This window comes from Flammeovirga agarivorans, from assembly GCF_012641475.1.
Classification (GTDB): Bacteria; Bacteroidota; Bacteroidia; order Cytophagales; family Flammeovirgaceae; genus Flammeovirga; species Flammeovirga agarivorans.
The window spans coordinates 19,643-37,646 of sequence record NZ_JABAIL010000012.1 but is presented as its reverse complement, the minus strand read 5'-3'; the positions used below and the strand labels follow the sequence as shown (position 1 = coordinate 37,646).

Here is an 18,004-nt window from a genome sequence, read left to right as displayed (position 1 = left end):
CAATTTTATCTTCACTTTAAGAAGGGACAAAGCACTACAAAAACCCTAACGTTATCTGAAAAAATAAAAATTGAGTCTAAGGCTCTTTAAAAAAGTGATAATGTAGTATCTTATTGTATCACAAAAGATCACTACTTTGAAGGAACTTTTACAATATTGGAATATCAATTTACATGGAGAGATTCAGGATAACATTCTGAAGTTTGATAATCATGTCGGAAAAGGACTTGTCGATTATTACCAGTTTAATGAAAATTTCAAGATGGTAAGAGTGGATGCCATTTTATATCAAAAATTAGAGGGAAGCCCATATGTGTATGATGATGAAGAAGAGTTCATCACAATCATATTCGGAGATGCTTCATCTATTCTTTTCGGAGGCAAAATTAATATTCCATTGAATGGAGCATTGTTCTCGAATAAAAAAAGAAACGTCACTTGGGAGTTAGCTATCGATCAACCCTTACAACTCGTGATTTTAAGAGTAAAGTTCGACTACTTTTATAAGATGATCGGGAAATCCCAAAAACTTGCTAAGTATATCCAGTCTGATAAAGAATATATAGTCTTTGAAGAAATGAGCTTAGCGATCAAAGGCGGGTTCTATAAATTATTGGATATAAAAACTTCAGATTATTTAGACGAGTTATTGTTTTCTTGTACCTATTATTTATTCCATTTATTAATCGATCAATTATCGAAAAAAGATACTTCGAGTGAACATCACGAAACTAGAATTCACTTTCATGGGTTGATACAAGTAAGGGCGATGATATTAGAAAATATAGGTCCTCCAATTGAGGTTGATCGTCTTGCCAAGTTAGCAGGGTTAAGTAGTAGTGGATTGAGGATTCAGTTCAAAAAAACTTTTGGCCAACCAATTTACCAATTTCAGCAACAAGTGAGGTTGGATCAAGCAAAGGACCTTTTAATAGAAGGGAAAAAGACAGTGAGTATGATCTCTGTAGATCTAGGTTTTTCAAATATGAGTCATTTTGCGTCTGTTTTTAAAAAAGCTTTCGGCATTACACCTAAACAGTATCAGAAAAAACAAAAAGAGGAGCTTGAAAACCCTTAAATACACATTGTTATAGCTGTTTTTTCTTTATTTATAAGAATTATTATCTCGAAATACCCTATGTACTTATCAAATACTAAATAGTATTTTATTTAGTTGATAATTGAATAATACTCAGAAAATCAAAAAAAATATTCGACTTATAAGAGTATTTTTTACCCATATTTAGGATAATAAAAAATCATTTATCATATTTGGTCAACCAATAACCAGTAAAGTTAAAATTAGACTTCAATCTAATATTGGCTGGACACAATGACTTCGAATTACTCAATCTAGAGAATCTGAAATGAAAAATTATACTATCACAATTTTTTGCATAGCAGTACTAACAACTCTTGGAGCGATGTCTTTTGACACACTCAAAGAGAACAAAGTGACGACTATTGATGAACTGGAACAACAAATTAATAATGCTGATCCAGGGGATACCATCATTATGGCCTCACAAGTATGGAAGGATGTGAAGATAAAATTTAAAGGTAAGGGTACAGCAGACCAACCTATTGTTTTGACTGTTGAAAAAAGAGGAGAAACAATTCTTGCAGGTAATTCATCTTTAGAGATTGGAGGTGAACACTTGGTGGTAGATGGTTTAGTATTCAGAGAAGGATATGCTAAAGGTAGAGTGGCGATAAAATTTAAAATAAAAGATCAAGTGGCAAAATATTGCCGTATGACCAATGTCGTTGTGGATCATTATAATCCTGCAGATCGTTTCGAAAAAACATCTTGGGTTGAAGTGTATGGTAAAGAAAACGAAATCGATCATTGCTACTTTGGAGGGAAGTTGAATGCAGGTGTACTTATGGCAGTTAAGTTAAACAACTTAGAGTCAAGAGAAAATAAACACCACATTCATCATAATCATTTTGGTTACCGTCCAAAGTTAGGTTCGAATGGAGGAGAGACATTAAGAGTAGGTGTTTCCACTTATTGTAATGAGTCATCACAAACGATTATAGAAAACAACTTGTTTGACAGATGCTCAGGAGAGGTAGAAGTGGTTTCCATAAAATCTTCAGAAAATATCATAAAAGATAATTTATTTGTGGCTTGTGATGGTGTGTTAGCATTAAGACATGGCGATAGAAATGTCGTATCGGGTAATTATTTCTTAGGAGAGGATTCTAAGAATGCAGGTGGAGTAAGAGTAATTAATGGTGGACATACAATTAAGAACAATTACTTCCAAGATTTAAAAGGAAAGAGATTTTTCGGAGCTCTACCGGTAATGAATGGAGTTCCGAACTCTTTACCTAATAGATATATCAGAGCACATAATGTAAATATTGAAGACAACTACTTTTTTAATTGTGACCATATAGAGTTGTGTGTTGGATCAGATAGAGAAAGAACACAAACACCAGATCATATCACTATTCAGAACAATACTTTCTACTATACTGATAAGAAAGAAGTATTTACAGTATTGGATGATATTTCGGGTTTTACTTTTAAAAACAACAAATATAAAAATGATGGCTCTCCTCTTAAATACAACAAAGGAATGAAGCCATTGAAGGAAAGTTTTACAAAAAATGAAGCAGGTCTTTATGAGAGTAAATCATTCCAACCAAAAGTTCCAGTAACAAAAGAGGTGTGTGGACCGAGTTGGTATCAAGCATCTAACACTGTGAAAGCATTAAGTAAAGAACACTATAAAGTAGAGGATTATACTTCATTAGTAGAAGCAGTGGAAAAAGCACAGAATGGAGCAGTAATAGAAATAACATCAGAAAAGATAGTTTTTGAAGATGCTATTCATCTAAAAGTTGAGTTAGCCATAATAAACAAATCAGAAAATAGGGTAAAGCTTTATTATGAGAATAACCCTAAGCAGAAATCATTTTTTGTGATTGAAAACGGTGGAAGCTTGACAATTGAAGGTTTAGATTTGAATGGTAGATCTCAAGTTGGCATTGCAAAAGCTGGGATATCAACATCAAAATCACCAATGATCCAACATTATAATTTAGTGATTGATAACTGTTCCTTCCATCACTTTGAAGCTTCTGATTATTGTGTTTTTAGAGCTTACACAAGCACTTTTGCGGATCAAATTGTAATCAAGAATTCAGAGTTTTACAATATATCAGGTGTTGCATTAAATATTAATGGACAAGCTGAAAACAAGGGTAGATATAGTGCAGAGGAGGTAATTATTGATAATTGTAAGTTTGAAAATGTGATGACCGGAGCAATGGAAATCACAAGATTAGGGAACGATGAGTCGACAACAGGTCCTTATGTTTCACTAACAAATTGCGATTTTATCGATGTTGGAAATAAAGAATTAGGAAGTGCAGTGTTGTTGTGGGGAGTACAGAAATTAAATGTAGATCAACTGTTTTTCTTTAATTCTGGTAGATCAGGTAGAACAATACGCTTTGAAGACCCTAATTGGGCAGTAGCAAATATCAATAATATCTTAAGTATTGAATCGGGAAGGTTCGAATCTTATTACCCAAGATTGGGAGAAAATATAACAACAGTTTCTTCTGAAATGTCGAAAGAACAGGCTTTATCCAAGAAGAAATCGATGCAAATAGGGTTTCAAGAATCTACGAAAAAAGGATCTTAAGAAAAGAAATTAAGCGATACTTTAGAAAGTAACATACATATTTCAACATCATGGAAAAAATACAAAGTCAAGCATTTTTTGTGTCATCAGAAAATGAATGGGAAGAGTTAGGAAATGGAATTAAGCGTCAGATTATTGGTTATGACAATCAATTAATGGCAGTTAAAGTTCTTTTTGAAAAAGGTGCAGTGGGTACACCACATGAGCACTTTCATTCACAAGTAACATATTGCGTATCAGGTTCTTTTAAAATGAGAATTGGTGATCAGGAAAAAGTAATTAATGCAGGAGATGCATTTTACTGTGAGCCACATGTAGAACATGAAGCTTTATGTCTAGAAGATGGTATGTTGATCGATACTTTCGGTCCGGCAAGAATGGATTTCTTAGACGGTTCAAAGCCAGCATACCTTGTAGGTAAATAAGGATAATATTTAGTAAGAATATATCATAGGTCAACAAGTAGTGAGTGTGTCATAAAGCTATCCAATAAACAACTCACTATTAAAATTAGCAGAGAGCAATAAGTTTAATATATCGTTAGTATAATTTCGTTTAGCGTAATTACGGTAAATCGGACTGGAAGCTAACACATTGAAATTGGAGTATTTGATTTCTTTCTCTTTGCAATCTAATTATTGGAAAAACTAACAATAGAATATTGATCAAATCAGAAATTTAGAATTATGGATTTATCAGGAAAAGTGGCCATCATTACAGGTGGTGTGCGTGACATAGGACGTTGCATTTCTTTAGCGATGGCAGATGCTGGAGCGAACTTAGTAATTAACTACTATGATGCAGAGGAAAATGCAGAAGAAAATGCATTAGAAACAGCAAGAATGGCACAGGCAAAAGGAGTTAAAGTAGTAACTGTTGCAGGTGACTTAATGAAACAAGAAGATGTAGACAATGTAGTACAAACTGCGTTAGATACATTTGATGGACAGATAGATATACTGGTAAATGTTGCTGGAGGTATTGTAGGACGTAAGAAAATTGAAGAGCAAGACGAAAACTGGTATAACTTATTGATGGACTTGAACATGAAAACTGTTTGGTCTATGACAAGAGCCGTTCGTCCACATTTAAAAGAAGGTGCTTCTATCGTTAACTTTGCTTCTCAAGCAGGTAGAGATGGAGCAGGAGCAGGAGCTTCATTATATGGTGCATCAAAGGCAGCAGTAATGGGATTCTCAAGAGCAATGGCAAAAGAATTAGGTCCTCATGGTATCCGTTGTAATGCAATTTGCCCAGGTATGATTGCGACAAAATTCCATGATGATCACACACCAGATCAAGCAAGAGTAAATGTAGCAAACGCTACAGCACTTCGTAGAGAAGGAAATGCTGAAGAAGTTGCTGATTTGGTTGTATATTTAGCATCAGGTAAATCGTCATTTATATCAGGAAATAACATTGATATTAATGGAGGTTTAGCATTCTCTTAGTAGAATGTTTACCTATACTCCACCTCCTTTTCGTTTTCGGGTGGAGTATAGCTTCCTTAGTAGTTTTGATCACAATAAAACAGACAACTATGAAATATTTTTTATTGTTATTCTTGTTATGGCAATCACAAGTATTTGCTCAAAAACCGGTTCTAATTCTCAATAGTGGATTTGAAGACGGTTTAAAGAATTGGGAAGTAAAAGGAAAAGTTCAGAAGTCTCAGGACACTCAACAAGGAGTTGGAGCAGCCAAACTAGCAGAAAAAGGAGCAACAATCTCTCAATTTATAAGAGTTACACCAAAGACAGACTATAAACTGACTGTCAGTGTTAAAGGAAAAGCAACCGTTTTTGTTTCCGTAAAAGGGAAAAAAACAGAGGTGACAACAAACAACAAAAAATACGCAAGCACTGAGATTACATTTAATTCTGGTAAAGCAAAAAATATAATCATTGGTGCAGAATATCTTTCTGAACAATCTAGGCTAGATGATTTCAAAATAATAGCGACATCTACTTCAGAGGAATCTCAAACTTTTAATCCAATTATCGTTGTCAATAGTGGTTTCGAAAGTAAGTTTAACTTCTGGGAATCTACAGGAGAAGTTTCTGCTTCGAATGTTGTCAACAGTGGAGTGAAATCTGCTAAAATGGATGGAAAAGCTGAGTTGAGACAGAAAGTAAAAATTTACCCATCGCAAACGTATCGTTTGGATGTAGCTGTAAAAGGTAGAGGACAGATCTTTGCTGAAGTGAAAGGTGAAGAAGTAACCAAGGATTTTGATACGAAAGAGTTTGAGGTCGTTTCTTTAGAATTTTCAGCTTCAGCAAAAGGAAAATATGTGACTATTGGAGGTAGGTATACTGAAAAACAAGTGAGATTCGATGATTTTAAAGTAACGTTATTGAATCAGGAAATCGATCCCAACCATCAGTTTCCATCAGATGTAATTCCATCTTTAACAGACTGGAAAGTGACATTACCTATCGATGGACAAGGAAGGGATAATCAAAAACAGTTTGATGTAGAAACAAGAGTTAAAAATCCTTTGGAGATCGCCGATGGTGCCATTGTAGACTTTGAATACAAGCCCTACTTTTATGCTAAAAATGGAGAAGTATACTTCAGAGCACATTGTGCAGGGGTAACAACAAAAGGATCAAAATATCCACGTTCAGAACTAAGACAACGTTCTGGATATGGTAACTTGTATTGGTCTATGGATCTTCCGCAATACCTAGAGACAGAATTACGAGTTACATCTGTTCCAGTATATAAACCAGAAGTTTGTATCACTCAAATTCATGGTCCAGATGATGAGCCATTAAGAGTACAATACCATACTAGAAAAGGTGTTTATATTGTTTGGAATGAAAACAATAAAGATTACGACAATGCTGTACCTTACAAGTTAGGGGAGCAATTAAAAATAACTGTATCAGTAGATAAGGGATACATTACTTGCCATATTCAAAACTTGGATCAGAATAAAGAATACAAGAAAATATGGAAGTCTATGGATAAGACGGGATACTTTAAAGTAGGTTGCTATACCCAAGCCTCAAAGTTCCAAAGTCAAATCAAGAGTGGAGCAAGAGACGAACCGAAAAATTCGTACGGTGAAGTAGCCGTTAAGTCTATTGTGTTAAAAACCACTTATTCACCCAGCAAATAATAGAAAGGAATAACTTTTGATCCACTAATGTTTTCGTTTTTCCGTAACATTATGAACACTAATTTTTGATTGGATAAGGTCATAAGTTATTCCTACTACCATAGTAGAATGAATTGAAATTACTTCAAATCTAATATTACTACACTTCTTTCATCTGACGATTAACACAAGGAATACTTATTTTAGAATAAAACACGACAATTATTTATTGATTATAGGCTATTTATTGTATCCAATACAAAATAATTGGCAGTAGTACTCTTTCTGTAATTATTTGATTTTCAGTTGAAAAAGTCTTATAAAGGAATTAAAAGTCATCTTCATTAATATTTATTAATAATTATGCGGAAAAATGTTGATAAGTGTAATTTTTTCACTTAAATTGCTGTAAATAATTTTTTGGTTGACCAATATCCAATTTCACTTAAAATATGATGAACATAAGATAAACAAATACTTACATGTCAAAAACATCACTATTTAAATGGTTAACTCCATTAATATTTTTTCTCACAATACTATCAACCTCTTCAGTCTTTGCACAAACAACAATCAGAGGAACAGTAACATCATCTGAAGACCAGCTTCCGATACCAGGTGTATCTGTATTAATAAAAGGAACATCAAAAGGTACAATCACTGACTTTGACGGGAAGTATGCTTTAATGTGTAATCAAGAAGATGTGTTAGTATTTAGATACATCGGTATGGAACAACAAGAAGTTTCAGTAGGTACATTAAGTACTGTCGATGTAATTATGAATGTGTCTACAGAGCAATTAGAAGAAGTTGTGGTTGTAGGTTATGGTACACAAAAGAAATCACATTTAACAGGAGCAATATCAAAAGTAAAAAATGAAAAGTTAGATCAGATTCCAGTATCCAGAGTGGATGAAGCCTTAATCGGTCAGGTATCTGGTGTGAACATTCAAATGACTAACCCACAAGCGGGTTCATCACCAACGATTCAAGTACGTGGTGTAGGATCTATCGGAGCAGATGCATCTCCAGCAGTAGTTGTAGATGGAGTTTTAGTAGATTCAGATTACTTGGCATCATTAGATATGAATGATGTAGCCTCTATTGAAGTATTAAAAGATGCTTCATCTGCAGCAATTTTTGGTTCTCGTGGTGGTAATGGTGTAATAATGATTACGACAAAATCAGGAGAATCAGGAGCAACTAAATTTAACTTTAATTCATTCTACGGTAGAAAATGGTCGATTAGAAGAGAAAACTTCCGTCCAACTGTAGCAGAGACAAAGTTAAAAGCAGAAACATATATCCAGGAAATTGAAAACAACTTCCCAGGATTTGAGGACGATGAGCAGTTATATGCTGTTTACAGAAAAGCGTTAAGCACTGTTGAAAGAATGGAACACATGCAGCGTATTTCTCAAGGTGAAGAAAAAGATTGGCAAGATATCATCTTCGAAGATGGTAATATTCAATCGTACTCTTTGAGTGCTACAGGTGGATCAGAAAACACAAACTATCATATCTCGGGTGCTTACTTGCAAGATGATGGAGTGTTACTTACTGACTCGTACAACAAAATGAACGTACGTTTTAAGTTGAAGAGTAAGTTAAACAAAAGGTTAACTTTAGGAGTAAACTTTAACCCTACAAGAGAGGAAAAGCGTGTATTCCCGACATCAATTCATGAGTCGTTACGTCAGTCTTCTTGGTTGCCGATTGTACACGACGAACATACTATTCAGTTTGTTGATAGAAATAACTTCCCCAATATTGCAGTGGGAGATTATACTCAGGAATCGCATTTTAATAATTATCCTGATCCGGAAGATCCAACAGAGACACTTCCAAATGTTAGTGTAACAAACAACTCTAACCCTTATGCGAATATCGTTGAAAGAAACTACCAAGAGAAGACTTTCAGAATTTATGCTAGTGCTTATTTAAAGTACAAGGTAGCAAAGGGATTAAACTTTAGATCTTCGATTGTATCTAACTACAAAAACAGAGTTAGAGACTATTATGATGGTACTAAGGCGTCAAGAAACGGTGCAGCGGATGCTCGTTTACGTTATAGAACATATAATGACTTAGCATGGATTAATGATAACTACTTTAGTTATAACAGAACATTTGGTGGTTCGCATGATATCAGTGCTACATTGGGTATGTCATTAGAACATAGACAATACGAGTTTACAGAGACCATTGGTACAGGCTTTACCAACGATGCTGTACAAACAATGAATGCAGCTTCTACAATCGCTTACGGTGATCATAATAAAGCAGTACAAACATTACATTCAGTATTCGCCCGTGTTAATTATGCTTTCAAAGACAAGTATCTATTATCACTTTCAGTACGTACTGATGGTAGCTCGAAGTTTGGAGCAAATTACAAATACGGGGTGTTCCCTGCAGCTTCATTCGGTTGGAGAATTACAGAAGAAAACTTTATGAGAGATGTGAACTGGATCTCAGTATTGAAACCAAGAATCTCTTATGGTGTAACTGGTAACAATTCAGGTATCGGATACTACGAAGCTTTAGAGAGAATGTCTCCATCAAGTGCAGTAATTAATGGTACAGTATCTTCTGGATATGCTCCTTCTAACATTGCACAACCTGATTTACGTTGGGAGCAGCAAGTAGAATTGAACCCTGGTTTTGACTTCGGTTTCTTCGGAAATAGAATATTTGGTTCATTAGAATGGTACCGCCGTACATCTTCAGATTTATTACTTACTCAACAAATTCCATCAATTACTGGTTTTGATGAGCGTACAGTAAACTTAGGTAAGGTACAAAACCAAGGTTTTGAAGTAGAACTTAGTGTGAAGCCAATCGTTGCCAATAAGTTCCAATGGACATTAACAGGTAATGCTTCTACAAACGAAAATAAATTAGTTGATTTTGGTGGAGTAGACAGCTTAATCACAATTGTAGATAGTAAGCGTCCTGCAAACTGGATTGCAGTAGAAGGACAACCAATTTCATCTTTCTATGGATATAAAATAGATCATTCAAAAGGTGATAATGGTAAAGTACCTTTCGAATATTTATATGAAGGTTTCTGGCCAATTGGTGGTACTTCGCAAATGGGATATGTTCAAGACTTAAATGAAGATGGTAAAATAGATGAAAATGACCGTACGATCATCGGTAATCCTTACCCTAACTTTATCTGGTCAATCACCAACTCATTCCAAGTAGGTCGATTTGATCTAAGCTTCATGTTCCAAGGATCTATGGGCGGGCAGGTATTGAATATTGACCCTCAATACTACGAATACCAAACAATGCAAGGACAGCGACCAAATACAGCTTTCTTTGATGAAATGGATCAAGTGAGAGAGAGAATCTTAACAGACGACTTTATCGAAGATGCTTCATTTATCTCATTGAGAAATGTAAACGTTGGTTTCTCTTTCCCTGAGAACTGGATTTCAAAAGTTGGTTTAAATAAGGCTAGAATTTACGGATCGGGTACCAACTTGTTATACTTCATGTCTGATGATTATTCATCATTCAACCCTGAAGGTATTCGCGATGAAGGTCCATTGAACTATGGTTACCAAAGAGGTTCTGCACCAATTCCTCGTTCATTTATTATTGGTATTAACGCTGAATTTTAATCCACGTATTTGAGATGAAATATATAATTAAAATATTTTTTACAGTTGTATTCTTATCATTACTATCAAGTTGTAATGATTTCCTAACAGAATACCCCGTATCTGAAGTAGGTGTTGATAACTACTTAAGAAACGATGACGAAGTAGAGACTGCTGTTCTTGGTATTTACAGTGGATTGCAAGATGTAGTACAAGAAGAATATGCTCTTCTTGAGATGAGGTCTGACAACGCTGGTACAAGAAGTGGTGTAGGTGATTGGGCACAATTCGAAACATTTACGGTATTAACTACCAACTCTGTAGTGGCAGCATATTGGAATGCTTGTTATACGACGATCTATCGTTCAAACCTTGTGTTAGCCAATATTGAAAATGTTGCGGATTCTACAAAAAGAGCACAGTTCGAAGGTGAAGCAAGATTTGTTAGAGGCTACATGCATTTTAACTTAGTGAGACTATTTGGTAATGTACCACTAGGTGACCGAATGGTGGCTGAAGGAGATGTTGATGGTTACGTTCAAGTTTCTGAAGAAGAGGTGTACAGCTTAGTAGAATCTGATCTGAAATTTGCGGCAGAGAACTTGCTTTCAAAATCTGATATTGATTTGGGTAGAGCGAATAAAGAATCTGCAGAGATGATGTTGGCACAATACTATCTACAGATTGGAAATTATGATGATGCGAAAGCACTCTTACAAGGGATTATTGATGGAGGTAACTTCAGTTTAACAGCGGAATATGACAATATCTTTTATCAAGAATTAGGTAATGAAATTATCTTTCCGATCTCATTTATTGATGATAATACCGATAATTCTCAAACGTTCTCTTACTACTTCCTATACGAACAAGGATCGCATAACTATGCGACAGATAACATGATCGCACTGTATGAGTCACAGCCTGGTACTTCGGGAGAAGATACTAGATATACGACCAATATTGTAGATCATAGAGGAGAAAGAAAAGGATGTGGTAAATTCTTGACCAACTCTAGTAATATCCGTCTTGCAGGAAATGATTACATCTTGTTACGTTATTCTGATGTGTTATTGCTATACATCGAAGCACTAATCGGTGAAGGTTTCCAAACATCAGATGCAACAGCTTTAGATTATTTCAACACAATTAGAGCAAGAGCAGGTTTGGATCCGATTGCCAATATCACAAAACCAACTTTAGCTACTGAGCGTCGTAAAGAGTTCCTTTATGAAAACAAGCGTTGGTTTGATTTAATCAGAACAGGCGATCTAGAATATACGATTACGAACTTCATGAATGATCAAGGATTAAACTTCGATAAACGTCACTTACTACTTCCAATTCCTCAAAGAGAAATTGATACAAGTAAAGGACAATTATCTCAGAATCCTGGTTACTAATATTTATTACCCATGAAGTCAGAAAATGGCTTCATGGGTAGTACAAAACAACAAGACTTCTATGAAGAGTACTATACATTTTTTTAGCTTCATATGTTTATTTCTACTTTTTAACTGTGCTGTAGATGATAGTGAGTTAGAGATTCCTCCTTTACCTGAAAAGGAAGAAACTGAAACTCCAGAGCCAGAAGTGGAAGACGAAGATACTACGGTAATTGACCTCGAATTATTACAGATTATCGATCAAGGTTTGGAAATGCAAGACTTTCCAGATTGGGAAAAGGTGGGTACAATTAGTAATACTGAAGAGTCTAATGGTGGCAACAATGCCGCCAAAGTAAGTAGTGAAGGAGATCAGCTATCACAACGCATAAAAGTAAATACAAACGTAACTTATGAAGTTTCCGCTTATGTAAAAGGAGGCATCAACTTATTTGTAAATCAAGACAATAGTCTACTAGAAGACACAACGGTTGTTTTTGATGATTATGAAGAACTGAAATTAGTATTTACTTCGACAGAAGAGTACATCACAATAGGAGCAAAGTTTTATGAGCAAGAAGGTCGAATTGATGATTTTTCTATAGCCATTTACTCTGGAGATTCTTCTCCAATCGTAGACCAAAAACCTACAGATGTAATTCCTTCATTGGTAGATTGGAAAGTGACATTACCAGTGGATGAAGATGGAAATGATAATTCAGCAATCGATCATGTAGATAATAGATACAATGATCCTTTAGAAATTAATGATGACGATCTTATTGGTTACGAATATCGTCCGTATTTCTTCGCCGAAAACAACGAAGTAATTTTTAGAGGGCATTGTGCAGGAACAACTACAAAAGGATCAAAATATCCTAGATCTGAACTCAGACAAAGAGTAGGAGGTGGAAATAATTACTGGTCTGTTCATGACGAACAACACCTAAAAACAAAACTTAGAGTTACTCACCTTCCTGTAGTAAAACCTGAAGTTTCTATGGTACAGATTCATGGACCTGAAGATGAACCACTGAGGGTACAATATTCAACTGGATCCAATGGTTTACATATCATTTGGAATGAAGATAATAGAGAACAAACAGAGATAGATTACGAACTGGGTGAGGTTTTAGAAATTGAAGTGATAGTGAACCATGGTGATATCACTTGTAAAATTAAAAACCTCGATAACGGTCAGTCTTATGAAAAAACATGGACATCTATCGATCAGACAGGATATTTTAAAGTAGGATGCTACACACAATCTTCAATTTTCTTGTCTCAGTTCAAGTCTGAATATGACGAAAGCGAACCCTTGGATGCTTACGCAGAAGTAGCGGTTCAATCCATAGAGCTAAAAGAGACTTATTAGAAATAGTATGAAAGAAATTGATTAAATAACATGAAAACATTAAACAACATTTTGATTAGGTTATTCTTATTCTTTGGAGGAATAGGAATGGCTCAGGCACAGCAAACAAGTGTTCCTCATGAAGCTGATGAGAATGGGGTATACATATTTCAAGCCACTCAATATTTCGAAATGGAAGCAGGTACAGATGCTTACGATGGAGAAAATTGGTTGCAAGGAACAGACGAAACAGTAGGTGACTATCTTTACCTAGAAAATACAACTTCTGATAATAGAAACGAGGTTTCTGCAGATAGAGAAATTAGCCCTTCAGTTGTATATAAGATCAATATGCCAGAAGCACAAACGGGTTTTGTGTGGGCATTGATCAACGAGGGATCAAAAGATGGAGGTCGAATTTATGTAAACGTAAATGATCTTGATCTTGATAAAAGAAAAGTAGGAGAATTTGGTAGTGCTGCTAAATCAAGAATTTCTGAAGAAATGGCAGGGCAATGGCAATGGATTTTAATAAATAACCAAGCCAATAGCAGTGTTGTGAAAGCAGGGGAGAATGTTATTGAAGTTTTTAAAGCAAGACCAAACCTTAAGATTGCAAAAATCGCTTTTACACCTAAGCAAGAAATTAATTTAATTATCAATGCTCCAGAAGTAAAAGTAACAGAGAATGATGGTACTAATGTAACGATATCATGGAATGAGCCTACTTTAACAGGAGAATTATATGATTTTACAGAAGAGATCATCACTCCAAAAAGTTTCTTCTATAGAGTAAGTATTGATGGTGAATCACAAGGCGATCAATTAACAACAACAAGTTTATCGATCCCTGTGGCTGATTTAGGAACAGCAAAAGAAATTTCTGTAGAAGCAGGTCACTTATTTAGAAAAAATAGTAGTTCAAATATTAACTCTTACTCTACTCCAACTGTAATTAGTGTAGATGCTTCATCTATGCCAGACAATGGAGGTGAAGACGAAGGTTTACCAATTACGGATACTCCACATGTGGCAGATAAGTTCGGTATTTATATGTTCTCTGCAACAGAAGTAGCAGAAGCAAAAGAAGGTTCAGCTTTCGGTGCTCAAGATTTTACTGGAGAAAAGTGGTTAAAAGGAAATGATCCTGAAGTAGGAGACTATGTATACTTAGAAAATACTACGTCTGATAATAGAAATGAGACTTCTTCAGAAAGATACGCTAGTCCATCGTTAGTATATAAGATCAACATGACTGAAGCACAGACAGGGTATGTTTGGGCATTGGTAAATGAAGGGTCTAAAGATGCAGGACGTATTTACGTAAACGTAAACGATTTGGATCTGGATAAAAGAAGTGCGAACTCTTATGGTAGCGCAGCAAGATCTCGTATCTCAGATGCGATGAAAGGTGAGTGGCAATGGATCGTTTTGAATAACCAAGCGAATAGCGGTGTTGTAAAGGACGGTGAAAATGTGATTGAAATTTTTAAGGCAAGACCGAATATTAAGATTGCAAAGATTGCTTTTACTCCAAGACAAGATATCAACTTAATCTTAGATACTCCGATGCCAAGAGTAACGGCGAATGATGGTACGAATATTACTTTATCATGGGATGATCCAACAATAACAGGTGATTTATACAATAACAGTGATGTTATCTATGATCCTAAGTCATACTTCTACAGAGTTTTATTAGGGGGAGAAGAAGTAGCTGCAGATTTAACAGCAAAGAATATTCAAATTCCTGTAGCAGATTTAACGGAATCGAAAACGTTTTCTTTAGAAGTAGCACATGAGTTTAAAAAGAGTAGTTCTTCTGTTCATAGCACTTATTCTATTCCAGGAGAGATTGATATTGATGCTTCATCTCAACCAAATGATCCAGGTGAAGAGCCAGATTTAGAAGCACCATCAGTACCTACTGATTTAACATCATCAGATGTATCTCAAAATAAATTGACACTATCATGGACAGCTTCAACAGATAATGAAGGAGTATCAGGATATCAAATTATACAAAATGGGCAAGAGTTACCGGAGAAGGTAACAGGTAGTACTTCAGTAACATTATCCAACTTATCTCCAGATACAGAATATACTTTTGTAGTAGTCGCTTACGATGCAGCAGGTAATAAGTCTGCAGCTTCTACAACACACGTTGTAAAAACTGAGGCAGTAGAACAAAACCCTGATGGTGATTACCAAGATTTTATTCATCAATCGGACGAAAATGGAATCTTCTTATTCGAGGCAGTTGAATTCGCATCAAATTTACCGGGTACTGATGAGTTTGAAGGTCAGAAATGGTTAACAGCTACAGATCCTGAAATTGGTAGATATATGTACTTATCTAATACAGATACAACTACAAACTCAAACAAGGTGTCTGAAGATAGAGCAAAAAGTCCAAGATTAATGTATCAGATTAGTATGCCAGAGGTACAAACTGGTTTCATCTGGGCATTGGTACAACAAGGAGCTACCCACTCTGGTAAATTGTATGGTAATGTAAACGGTATTGATGTTGACGAAAGAACAGCAGGTGAATATGGTAGTTCGTTTGGATCTAGAATTTCAGAAGACTTAGTAGGTAAGTGGCAATGGATTCTAGTAGGTTATCAAATCAGAAATAATAATGCAGAGATGCTAAAAGCAGGTATCAATGAGATTGAGTTATTTATGGCTTATCCAGATATCAAAATTGCAAAATTGATGTATGCACCTAAGCAAGAGATCTTACCGATTATTAATCCGGTGAAGGTGAGAATCCAAGCAAATGATGAAACTACAGTAACATTATCTTGGGATGACCCAGTACTTACAGGTGAGTTATATGATTATAACCTTGATATCTTTACTGAAAAAGAATTTACTTACAGAGTTCGTTTAGAAGGATTGGAAGAAGAAGATGTAGTAGGAAACGAGTATGTGATTTCTAAAGAGAATTTGAAGTCTGTAAAAGTGTTTACCATTGAGGCAGGGCACTTATTTAGAAAGAACAGCTCTTCGAATGCTCTCTTCTACTCAATGGAATCTACTGCTTCTGTATCAGCAGACAGTCAGCCCGACTTTGAAGCACCAACTGCACCAACGGATCTAATTGCTTTAGATGTTCAAGGTACAAATGTGGCGTTATCATGGCAACCTTCTACAGATAATGTAGGTGTTTTAGGATACTACATTTACCAAGATGGATTGAAAATTCAGGAAGTAACTTCTACTTCATATAAAGTAGGTGGACTAAGTGTATCAACAGAATATACATTTGAAGTACAGGCATTTGATGCCGCTGGTAATGAATCTGATAAATCTACTGCATTGGTAATTACAACAAACGATGAAGACGAAGTTGTTGGAGATAGACCAAATGTAGTAAAAGATGTAACAGCATCTCAGGTTACAGCAAGTTCATTTACTGTAGGTTGGGCTCCTTCAAATTCATTGAATGGAATTACAGCATATTATGTATTTGTAAGAGTAAAGGGTGAAGAAGAGTTTAAAATGGTAGCTCATTTAAGTGGTGAAGTTTTCTCTTTCAACCTAACAGGCTTAGAAGTAGGAACAGAATACGAAATCGTGGTGAGAGCAGAAGACGGAATGGGATATGTTTCTGAAAACTCTGATGTTATCTCTCAGAAAACTTCTGATGCACCATTATCGCTAGAAGATGGTTTAGCTTCTAAACTAATCCAGAAAGTATATCCGAATCCATCAGTAAGTGATGTAAATATTGAATTTATTTCTGAAGTAAATTACCAAGTGATTGATTTAACAGGACAGACTTTAACATCTGGTACTGCTCAAAAAGTGACTGTTGATTTACCTTCAGGTTCATATATCCTGATTGCTTGGGATAAACATGGCAATAAAGAAGCAACAAAACTCTTGTGCTTCTAAAATAAAGAGAGACATATAATTTGAAGACCGGTGAAACCCCTTTTAAAAGTAATATTAGCTACTTTTAAAAGGGGTTTACTTTTTAGATAGACTCATAAAAAAAGGAATGAAAACCAAAGTCTTCATTCCTTTTTTGTAGATCAAAACTTACTATTATAAATCGAGATCATATTTTTTCTTAGCTGCATCTACAATAGGAGCTAAGTGTTGTTCCATAACTTCTCTAGCTTTAGCAGAGTCGCCGCTTTCGATAGCATTATAGATCTCTCTATGTTCTTCTATCGCTTCTTGTCTACTTTGTTTAGTACAAACTCTCTCTTTTTCAAAGTGGTTAAGAATATCAGGAGTAATGATACTCATTAAACTTTTAAGCGTAGAGTTTTTGGCACATCGACAAAGAGAAAGATGGAAAAGGAAATCCTTTTCAGTGATATCTTCCTGATTTTCCTCTACCGCTTTTTCATAAGCTTCAAGGGTTTTTAATACTTTATCAAGGTCGTCTTTTTCTCTTCTTTTTGCCGCAAGTCCAGCGATTTTAACTTCTAAAAGAACTCGGGTTTCGATTAATGAGAAAAAGTCGTTGTTGTCGATTTCCAACATATTAGAGATAAGTCCTTCGATGGCCTTAGCTCCAAGTCCCACTACTACAGTTCCACTTTGAGGTTGAGTTTTAAGCAGTCCAAAAAACTCCATTTTTTTAAGAGCTTCTCTCACATGACTTCTACCAACACCAAACTGCTCACTTAGTTTTCTTTCTGGGGGTAATGTATCATTAGGTTTTAAAACACCTAATTCAATCATTTCTTTTAGTCTTCGAATAATAATACTTGATGGTTTCTCCACAAGTATTTTTTCCATTTCTATATCCATCTTAATTTATAGTTTCAGACGTAACATTAGAAAAAATATTTGGATCGGATAGTTGAAGCATGAGTACTGTCAATTTGCACTTTTTTAATGTGTCTTGTTTATCGTCCAAATGT

The 18,004-nt window shown here is 35.2% G+C and carries 10 protein-coding genes; 9 read left to right on the top strand and 1 reads right to left on the bottom strand.

Features of this window, described 5'->3' with window-relative positions:
* The first annotated feature begins 136 nt into the window (after window positions 1-136).
* From HGP29_RS24650 to HGP29_RS24610, 9 genes are all read left to right on the top strand, one after another.
* Entirely contained in the window at window positions 137-1,078 is a 942-nt protein-coding gene (locus tag HGP29_RS24650) for a helix-turn-helix domain-containing protein (RefSeq protein WP_168885129.1), read from the top strand.
* Window positions 1,079-1,367: 289 nt separating this feature from the next.
* A complete protein-coding gene (locus HGP29_RS24645) occupies window positions 1,368-3,662 on the top strand; it encodes a polysaccharide lyase 6 family protein (protein WP_168885128.1) in 2,295 nt (764 codons plus the stop codon).
* 50 nt (window positions 3,663-3,712) lie between these two features.
* Window positions 3,713-4,087, top strand: a complete 375-nt coding sequence (locus HGP29_RS24640; protein WP_168885127.1) for a cupin domain-containing protein — start codon at window positions 3,713-3,715, stop codon at window positions 4,085-4,087.
* Between the two features lie 261 nt (window positions 4,088-4,348).
* Window positions 4,349-5,113 (top strand): SDR family NAD(P)-dependent oxidoreductase, encoded by a 765-nt coding sequence (locus tag HGP29_RS24635; RefSeq protein WP_168885126.1) that lies wholly within the window; start codon window positions 4,349-4,351, stop codon window positions 5,111-5,113.
* Window positions 5,114-5,202: 89 nt separating this feature from the next.
* On the top strand, window positions 5,203-6,789 hold the full coding sequence (locus HGP29_RS24630; protein ID WP_168885125.1) for a polysaccharide lyase family 7 protein: 1,587 nt from the start codon (window positions 5,203-5,205) through the stop codon (window positions 6,787-6,789).
* Between the two features lie 461 nt (window positions 6,790-7,250).
* The gene (locus tag HGP29_RS24625; protein ID WP_168885124.1) at window positions 7,251-10,400 is read left to right on the top strand and encodes a SusC/RagA family TonB-linked outer membrane protein; all 3,150 of its coding nucleotides are present in this window, start codon (window positions 7,251-7,253) and stop codon (window positions 10,398-10,400) included.
* A 14-nt stretch (window positions 10,401-10,414) separates the two neighbouring features.
* Entirely contained in the window at window positions 10,415-11,782 is a 1,368-nt protein-coding gene (locus HGP29_RS24620) for a RagB/SusD family nutrient uptake outer membrane protein (RefSeq protein ID WP_168885123.1), read from the top strand.
* Window positions 11,783-11,843: 61 nt separating this feature from the next.
* Window positions 11,844-13,139: a polysaccharide lyase family 7 protein gene (locus HGP29_RS24615; protein WP_168885122.1), complete on the top strand. Its 1,296-nt coding sequence runs from the start codon at window positions 11,844-11,846 to the stop codon at window positions 13,137-13,139.
* A gap of 30 nt (window positions 13,140-13,169) precedes the next feature.
* Window positions 13,170-17,021 (top strand): fibronectin type III domain-containing protein, encoded by a 3,852-nt coding sequence (locus HGP29_RS24610; protein WP_168885121.1) that lies wholly within the window; start codon window positions 13,170-13,172, stop codon window positions 17,019-17,021.
* A 153-nt stretch (window positions 17,022-17,174) separates the two neighbouring features.
* On the opposite strand, the gene HGP29_RS24605 is transcribed toward HGP29_RS24610, so the two are convergent.
* Complete coding sequence (locus HGP29_RS24605) at window positions 17,175-17,879, bottom strand: FadR/GntR family transcriptional regulator (protein ID WP_168885120.1); 705 nt, start codon at window positions 17,877-17,879, stop codon at window positions 17,175-17,177.
* Between the last annotated feature and the right edge of the window lie 125 nt (window positions 17,880-18,004).

Coding starts and splice junctions, on each gene's coding strand:
- HGP29_RS24620 (WP_168885123.1), top strand. CDS start 10,415: ATGAAATATATAATTAAAATATTTTTTACAGTTGTATTCTTATCATTA.
- HGP29_RS24615 (WP_168885122.1), top strand. CDS start 11,844: ATGAAGAGTACTATACATTTTTTTAGCTTCATATGTTTATTTCTACTT.
- HGP29_RS24640 (WP_168885127.1), top strand. CDS start 3,713: ATGGAAAAAATACAAAGTCAAGCATTTTTTGTGTCATCAGAAAATGAA.
- HGP29_RS24635 (WP_168885126.1), top strand. CDS start 4,349: ATGGATTTATCAGGAAAAGTGGCCATCATTACAGGTGGTGTGCGTGAC.
- HGP29_RS24645 (WP_168885128.1), top strand. CDS start 1,368: ATGAAAAATTATACTATCACAATTTTTTGCATAGCAGTACTAACAACT.
- HGP29_RS24630 (WP_168885125.1), top strand. CDS start 5,203: ATGAAATATTTTTTATTGTTATTCTTGTTATGGCAATCACAAGTATTT.
- HGP29_RS24605 (WP_168885120.1), bottom strand. CDS start 17,879: ATGGAAAAAATACTTGTGGAGAAACCATCAAGTATTATTATTCGAAGA.
- HGP29_RS24625 (WP_168885124.1), top strand. CDS start 7,251: ATGTCAAAAACATCACTATTTAAATGGTTAACTCCATTAATATTTTTT.
- HGP29_RS24610 (WP_168885121.1), top strand. CDS start 13,170: ATGAAAACATTAAACAACATTTTGATTAGGTTATTCTTATTCTTTGGA.